This is a genomic window from Micromonospora sp. NPDC049799 (genome assembly GCF_040656655.1).
Classification (GTDB): Bacteria; Actinomycetota; Actinomycetes; order Mycobacteriales; family Micromonosporaceae; genus Micromonospora.
In genome coordinates this window covers 1-7463 of sequence record NZ_JBFAMU010000244.1, presented here as the reverse complement: position 1 = coordinate 7463, position 7463 = coordinate 1, and the positions used below count along the sequence as shown (strand labels likewise).

The 7463-nt window shown below is 71.2% G+C and carries 4 protein-coding genes and 2 pseudogenes; 4 read left to right on the top strand and 2 right to left on the bottom strand.

What is annotated here, in order from left to right:
- The 3 genes and pseudogenes from AB0I76_RS18425 to AB0I76_RS18415 form a co-directional block, all read left to right on the top strand.
- Positions 1-330: pseudogene (locus tag AB0I76_RS18425) on the top strand (hypothetical protein); the annotation flags it as partial.
- Between the two features lie 368 nt (positions 331-698).
- Positions 699-3527, top strand: coding sequence for a type I DNA topoisomerase (gene topA, locus AB0I76_RS18420; protein WP_357036592.1), 2829 nt, complete (start codon positions 699-701; stop codon positions 3525-3527).
- Between the two features lie 500 nt (positions 3528-4027).
- Entirely contained in the window at positions 4028-4606 is a 579-nt protein-coding gene (locus tag AB0I76_RS18415; RefSeq protein ID WP_357036589.1) for a DUF559 domain-containing protein, read from the top strand.
- A gap of 114 nt (positions 4607-4720) precedes the next feature.
- Here the strand turns inward: AB0I76_RS18415 and AB0I76_RS18410 are convergent, their stop codons facing one another.
- The gene (locus AB0I76_RS18410) at positions 4721-6034 is read right to left on the bottom strand and encodes a D-arabinono-1,4-lactone oxidase (protein ID WP_357036586.1); all 1314 of its coding nucleotides are present in this window, start codon (positions 6032-6034) and stop codon (positions 4721-4723) included.
- Between the two features lie 225 nt (positions 6035-6259).
- Here AB0I76_RS18410 and AB0I76_RS18405 point away from each other — a divergent pair, with 225 nt between their 5' ends.
- Complete coding sequence (locus AB0I76_RS18405) at positions 6260-6862, top strand: TetR family transcriptional regulator (RefSeq protein ID WP_357036594.1); 603 nt, start codon at positions 6260-6262, stop codon at positions 6860-6862.
- A 97-nt stretch (positions 6863-6959) separates the two neighbouring features.
- Here AB0I76_RS18405 and AB0I76_RS18400 read toward each other — a convergent pair.
- Positions 6960-7463, bottom strand: a pseudogene (locus AB0I76_RS18400) (amino acid deaminase/aldolase); the annotation flags it as partial.

Genomic DNA, 7463 nt, shown 5'->3' with positions numbered 1-7463 from the left:
CCGCACCCGTCCCGTCACCCCACGCCGACCAGGACAGGAAAAAGTTTCCTCCCGGCAACATATGACCGTTCTCAAATCTGTCGATGGGTTGTAACAGGCACGCCCGAGCCGCCGGACGTCCTGCTCCGCCTCGGCCCCACCGGCGAGCAGTGCTGGGGTCCGGTCGGCGCGGCCCTCGCCGCCGTCGGCCTGCCCGGCGCCACCTTCGAGCACGGCCCGGGTGGCCCGGCCTACCGGGTCAGCGGGCGCCGTCAGCTCGCCAGGCTCGCCGAACTCGTGGGCGACCGCCCGAGGGCCGCCCCCGCCCTCGCCTGGCCCACCCGCTTCTGACCCTCGCCTCCCCCCGCGACGACGACGATGCCATGATCGATGGGCGGGTCCGGCTGTCCGGTAGAGGACAGTGAGGGTGGCGAACGGGTGGATACGCCTCGGCCGAGGGGCCCGCCATCGTCACAGTGTTCCGCGTCCGGCCACAGCTGCGGTGTACGGTGGCGCCGTCCGGCCGGTCCGGTCCGCCGTGCGGTCGGAGGGGACGGACAATCGTCCCGCCGGGGCGGTTTGTCGCCCGCGAAACCGGAAACGTGGACGGCGCGTTACGTTGGACGTCCGGACCGCCGGTGCGCAATCGGGCCACCGCGCGACAGTGGCCACCAGCCGGACCTGGAAGGCCACGAGCAGGAGTGAGGTCGGAGAGAGACGTGCCGAGCAACGCTGGAACCACCCGTCTGGTCATCGTCGAGTCACCGGCGAAGGCCAAGACGATCTCGGGCTACCTCGGCCCGGGGTACGTCGTGGAGGCCAGCTTCGGCCACGTCCGGGACCTCCCGCGCAACGCCGCCGACGTACCGGCCAAGTACAAGGGCGAGTCCTGGGCCCGCCTCGGGGTGGACGTCGACAACGGCTTCCACGCCCTCTACGTGGTCTCCGCCGACCGCAAACAGCAGATCAGCAAGCTGATGAAGCTGGCCAAGGAGGTCGACGAGATCTTCCTGGCGACGGACGAGGACCGCGAGGGCGAGGCCATCGCCTGGCACCTGGTGGAGACCCTCAAGCCCAAGGTGCCGGTCAAGCGGATGGTCTTCCACGAGATCACCAAGCCGGCGATCCAGGCGGCGGTGGCCAACCCCCGCGAGATCGACCGCGATCTGGTCGACGCCCAGGAGGCCCGCCGCATCCTCGACCGCCTCTACGGCTACGAGGTCTCCCCGGTGCTGTGGAAGAAGGTCATGCCGAAGCTGTCGGCGGGCCGCGTGCAGTCCGTGGCGACCCGGATCGTGGTCGAGCGGGAGCGGCAGCGGATGGCCTTCCGCACCGCCGAGTACTGGGACATCCTCGCCACCCTCGCGGTGGCGAACGCGGGCGAGGGCCCGCGCACGTTCAACGCCACCCTGGTCGCGTTGAACGGCGACCGGATCGCCACCGGCAAGGACTTCGAGCCGACCACGGGTCGCGTGAAGCCCGGTGCGGGGGTCGTCCACCTCGACGAGGGTGGCGCCCGAGGGCTGGCCGCCCGGCTGGAGGGACGGCCGTTCACCGTCACCCGGGTCGAGGAGAAGCCCTACCGCCGTCGCCCGTACGCGCCGTTCATCACGTCCACGCTCCAGCAGGAGGCGGCCCGCAAGCTGCGCCTGTCGTCGCAGCAGACGATGCGTACCGCCCAGCGGCTGTACGAGAACGGCTACATCACCTACATGCGTACCGACTCGGTGAACCTGTCGGAGACCGCCATCGCGGCGGCCCGCCGGCAGATCGTCGAGCTGTACGGCGAGCGCAGCGTGCCGCCGGAGCCGCGCCGCTACACCGGCAAGGTGAAGAACGCCCAGGAGGCGCACGAGGCGATCCGCCCGGCGGGGGACAACTTCCGCACCCCGGGCGAGGTGGCCAAGGAACTCTCCGCCGAGGAGTTCAAGCTCTACGAGCTGATCTGGCGGCGCACCATCGCCTCGCAGATGACCGACGCCGTCGGCTCCAGCGTCTCGGTGCGCATCCGCGCGGTCTCCGCCGCGCAGGAGGAGGCCGACTTCGGCGCCACCGGTAAGACGATCACCGACCCCGGCTTCCTGCGGGCGTACGTCGAGTCCAGCGACGACGAGAACGCCGAGGCCGAGGACGCCGAGCGCCGGCTGCCGAACCTGGTCAAGGACCAGCCGCTCACCGCCGACGAGCTCGCGGCTCAGGGCCACCACACCCAGCCGCCGTCGCGCTACACCGAGGCGTCGCTGGTCAAGGCCCTGGAGGAGCTGGGCATCGGCCGGCCCTCGACGTACGCGTCGATCATGCAGACGATCCAGGACCGCGGGTACGTCACCAAGCGCGGCCAGGCGATGATCCCCACGTTCCTGGCGTTCGCGGTGATCGGGCTGATGGAGCGGCACTACCCGCGCCTCATCGACTACGACTTCACCGCCAGCATGGAGAACGAGCTGGACGAGATCGCCGGCGGTGACCACGCCGCCGTCGACTTCCTCACCGCGTTCTACTTCGGCAGCACCAACGGCACCGGCGACCAGGCGATCGCCCACGCCGGCGGGCTCAAGAAGCTGGTGACGGAGAACCTCAGCGAGATCGACGCCCGCAGCGTGAACTCGATCCCGCTCTTCACCGACGACGAGGGCCGGGAGGTCGTCGTCCGGGTCGGCCGCTACGGGCCGTACCTCCAGCGTGAGCTGCCCGACGGCGCGCCGGCCGCACCCCCGGCCGAGGGTGAGGAGGGCGGCGGTCAGGGCGACCGGGCACCCATCCCCGAGGGGCTCGCGCCCGACGAGCTGACGCCGGAGAAGGTGCACGAGCTGTACCTCGGCGGCGGCGGCGAGCGCAAGCTCGGTGACGATCCGGCGACCGGGGAGCCGATCGTGCTCAAGTCCGGCCGCTTCGGCCCGTACGTGTCCAGTGGCGAGCGCAAGTCCTCGCTGCTGCGGTCGCAGTCGCCGGACTCGCTCACCCTCGACGAGGCGTTGAAGCTGCTCAGCCTGCCCCGGCTGATCGGTGTCGCGCCCGACGGGGTCGAGGTGTTCGCGAACAACGGCCGCTACGGCCCGTACGTGAAGCGGGGCGAGGAGTTCCGGTCGCTGGACTCCGAGGACAAGATGTTCACCGTCACCCTCGACGAGGCGCTGGCCCTGCTCGCCGCCCCGAAGGCCCGCCAGCGTCGCGCCGCCGCGCCGCCGCTGCGGGAGATGGGGGCCGACCCGCTCACCGAGAAGCCGCTGGTGATCAAGGACGGCCGGTTCGGCCCGTACGTCACCGACGGCGAGTTCAACGCCTCGCTGCGGCGCGGCCAGACTCCGGAGGCGCTGACCCTGGAGGAGGCCTCGGAGATGCTCGCCGAGAAGCGGGCGAAGGGCCCGGCGCCGAAGAAGAAGGCGGCGGCGAAGAAGGCCGCGCCGGCCAAGAAGGCGACGGCCGCGAAGAAGACGGCGGCGGCGAAGTCCACGGCTGCCAAGAAGACCACGACGGCCAAGACCACCGCCAAGAAGGCCCCGGCGAAAAAGGCCGCCCCACGCAAGGCAGCCACGTCGCCGGAATGACCGACGTCTGAGATCTTGGAAGATTTCGGCCCCTCCGGGGGCCGTTTCCTTCCAAGATCTCGACGTTGTCCACAGGGGCTGCGGCGTGAGGTCGGGGTTGGGCAGCCTTGTTTCGTGGGGATGCGCAGCGAAGGGTCGATGGCGGCGCTACGGCGCCCCCTGCCGACCGACGAGGCCGACGAGTTGACCTGGCTGCTCTTCCGTCAGGAGGACGTCATCAGCCTCGGGCAGGCACGACGGCACCTGTCCCGTAAGGCCATCCGGCACCGGGTGTCGACGGGGCGCTGGCGACAGGTGCACCGAGCGGTGTTCGTCGCGCACAGTGGTCCCGTCGGTCCGGCCCAACTCCGGTGGGCAGCGATACTCGCGGCCGGTCCGGACGCGCTGCTCGGCGGGTTGACGGCCGCGCAGGCGGGGGCCTGCGCGGCTTCCCGGGTCGGATCATCCATCTGCTGCTGCCCGCGACCACCCGACGAGGACCGTTACCGCAGGGCGTGGTGGTGCATCGGAGCACCCGACTGCCGGTGGAGGACGTCCTCGCCGTCGGCCAACCGCGCCGGACCATGCCGAGTCGGTCGATAGTGGATGCCGCGCAGTGGGCGGGGACCGACGAGGAGGCCCGCGCCATCGTCGCCGCCGCTTTCCAGCAACGCCTGGTCGGCGGGGACGACCTGCACCGGGTGATCGCGCGGGCACCCCGCATCCGACGTCGGCGGCTGATCCTGGAGACCGCCACGGACGCCGTGGGCGGCGCCCACTCCCTCGCCGAACTCGACTTCCTCGGCCTGGTCCGCCGCGCCGGTCTGCCGGAACCGAGCCGGCAGACCGTCCGCCGGGACTCCACCGGTCGCCGCCGCTACCTGGACGCCTACTTCCAGGAGTGGAGGGTGCACGTGGAGGTCGACGGCGCCCACCACCTTGACCCGGCCCACGCGTGGGCGGACATGCGACGTCAGAATGCCCTCTGGATGGAGGGCGATCGCGTGCTCCGCTTCCCCGCCTGGGCCCTCCGGCACCATCCGGCCGAGGTGGTCACGCAGGTCCGCGCCGCTCTCCGCGCCGCCGGTTGGCCCGGCTGATCTCACCGCCGGGCATGCCCTCTGCCAGCTCAAGATCTTGGAAGATTACGGCCCCTCCGAGGGCCACCTTCTTCCAAGATCTCGAAGAGCCGCAGGCGGGACGGATCGCGGTGGTCAGCCGAGGATCTGGGTCAGGTGGGGGGTTTTGAAGAGGCGGTTCGGGTCCAGGTGGTCGCGTACGCGCTGGAAGTCCTGCCAGTGGGGGTACGCGGAAGCCAGCGACTCCGCGTCGCGCCAGTGCAGCTTGCCCCAGTGTGGGCGGCCGCCCAGCTCCGTGGCCACCCTCTCGAAGGCCCGGAAGTACGGCTCGTACGGCGTGCCGACGTACTGGTGGACGGCGATGTACGCGGACTCCCGCCCCTGGCCGTGGGACAGCCAGATGTCGTCGGCGGCGGTGAAGCGGACCTCGACCGGAAAGAGGACCTTGAACGGGAGCCGGTCGACGATCCGCCGGAGCGCGTCCAGCGCCTCGGGCAGGGCGTCGCGCGGCAACCCGTACTCCATCTCCACGAAGCGGACCCGGCGCGGGGTGCAGAAGACCGCGTCGGACCGGCCTGTGTAGACACGTTCGGTGAGCGCCCGGGCGGAGACCGCGCTGATCGTGGGTGCGAGCGCCGGGACGGCACGGCCGAGCCGGCAGGCACCGGCGAAGACGGTGTTGGCCAGCAGGTCGTCGTCGAGCCATCCGCGCCAGCGGGGCAGCGGCCGGTCGTCGGAGGGCACCCGGTCGTTGGTCTTGACCTGGACGCGGTCGGTGTACGGGAACCAGTAGAACTCGACGTGGTCGTGACCGGGCACCAGGTCGGGCAGTTCGGCGAGCACGTCGGTCAGCGGCGCCGGCCGTTCGTGGGCGCGGAGCACGAAGGCGTCCACGCAGCGCAGGGTCACCTCGGTCAGCACTCCGAGGGCGCCGAGGGAGACGCGGGCGGCGGCGAGGACGTCCGGGTTCTCGTCGGCGGAGCAGCGCAGCACCTCGCCGGTGCCGGTGACCAGCGTGAGCGCCTCGACGAACGTGGACAGGCAGCCGTAGGCGGCCCCGGTGCCGTGGGTGCCGGTGGAGATGGCACCGGCGACGGTCTGCGCGTCGATGTCGCCGAGGTTCGGCAGTGCGAGGCCGTGCGCGGCGAGCAGGTCGTTGAGCGTGTGCAGCGTCATCCCGGCCGGTACGGTGACGAGTCGGCGACCGGTGTCGACGCGTACGCCGGTGTCCAGTCTGGTCAGTTCCATCCGCCGGTCGTCGGTGACCGCCACGGCCGTGAACGAGTGGCCGCTGCCGACCGCCCGGATCGTCCCGCCGACGGCGGCGGTGGCCCGGACGGCCTCCACGACCTCGTCGAGGGTGGTGGGGTGAAGGACGGTGGTGGCGGTGGCACGCTGGTTGCCGGCCCAGTTGGACCAGCCGGCGGTGGAGAGAGCGGTACCGGCCATGGAAACTCCTCGACATGAATATGAACTGACTTCATATCAGGAACGTTGTACCTGGTAAATACCGCAATCGAGGCCCGCTCGTTATACCGGTAGTCACGAACTCGTGACGTGCAGATATGTTCATCCGTCGAAGGGGGGTGGCGCCGAGTGTCCACACCAGCCGCCACGACCGGGCCGCTGCGCCGCGTTCCGGTGCAGGGTCGAAGTGTCGCGCGGGTCCAGCGGATGCTGGATGCCTGTGCCGAGCTCGTCGACGAGGTGGGGTACGAGGGGCTGACCACGACCCTGCTCGCCGAGCGCGCCGAGGTGGCGATCGGGTCGGTCTATCAGTTCTTTCCGGACAAGCGGGCGATCGTGCAGGCGCTGACCCTGCGCACCATGGAGTCCTACCTCCAGCGGCTCGACGAGCGGTTCGCCTCCGACGACCTGACCCACTGGTGGGACGGGGTCGACGCGGGGATCGACGAGTACATCACGATGCACCGCACCGTTCCCGGATTTCGTACCCTGCACTTCGGCGACGTGGTCGACCTGCACCTGCTCGATGAGCAGCGGGACAACAACGGGGTGATCGCGGACCAGTTGGCCCGCGTCCTCACCGAGCGCTTCGGGCTGACCGACGTCCCCGAGCTGCGCTTCTACCTGGAGATCGCCGTCGAGGCGGCCGACGCGCTGATCAAGCTGGCGTTCCGTCGCCAGCAGGACGGCGACGACCGGGTGCTGACCGAGGCGAAGGCACTGATCCGGGAGTACCTGCACCGACAGGTCGACGCGCGGCACATCGTGGACCGGCCAACCGAGCGGGCCGAAGTGGTGCAGCCCGCCTGACGAGGCGACCAGCCGGCGCCCGGACCGTCCGCAATCGGCCCGGACCCGACGGCCTCCCGCACCCGGAACGCATCGGGAGCGGGAGGCCGATCGCACGTCAGAGGAACGCCTGCCCCTCGCCCCGGTAGGTCGGCACGGTGGCCACCACGGCGTCGGAGTCCACCAGGTGCAGCTCGTTGACATGCTCGGCGAGCTCTCCGGCCTTGGCGTGCCGGAACCACACCCGGTCACCGACCCGCAGCGTCCCGGCCGCCGCGCCGGCCAGCGGCGTCTGCACCTCGCCGGCTCCCTCGGTGCCGATCAGCTTCAGCCCGGCCGGAAACCACGGTCGGGGGAGCCGGCTGGCCTCGGCCGGGCCGGAGGCGATCCAGCCGCCCCCGAGCACCGTCGCCAGGCCGGGCGCCGGACGGCGGACCACCGCGCAGGCGAAGAACGCCGCCGGGGTCGGGCGCCAGGCACGGTACGCGTCGAACAGCGTCGGCCCGTACAGGCCCGAACCCGCGGTGACCTCGGTGACCGCGGGATCGGCGCTGGTCGCGGCCACGCTGCCGGTGCCGCCGCCGTTGACGAACTCCAGCTCGGCGTGCTCGCGGACGGCGGC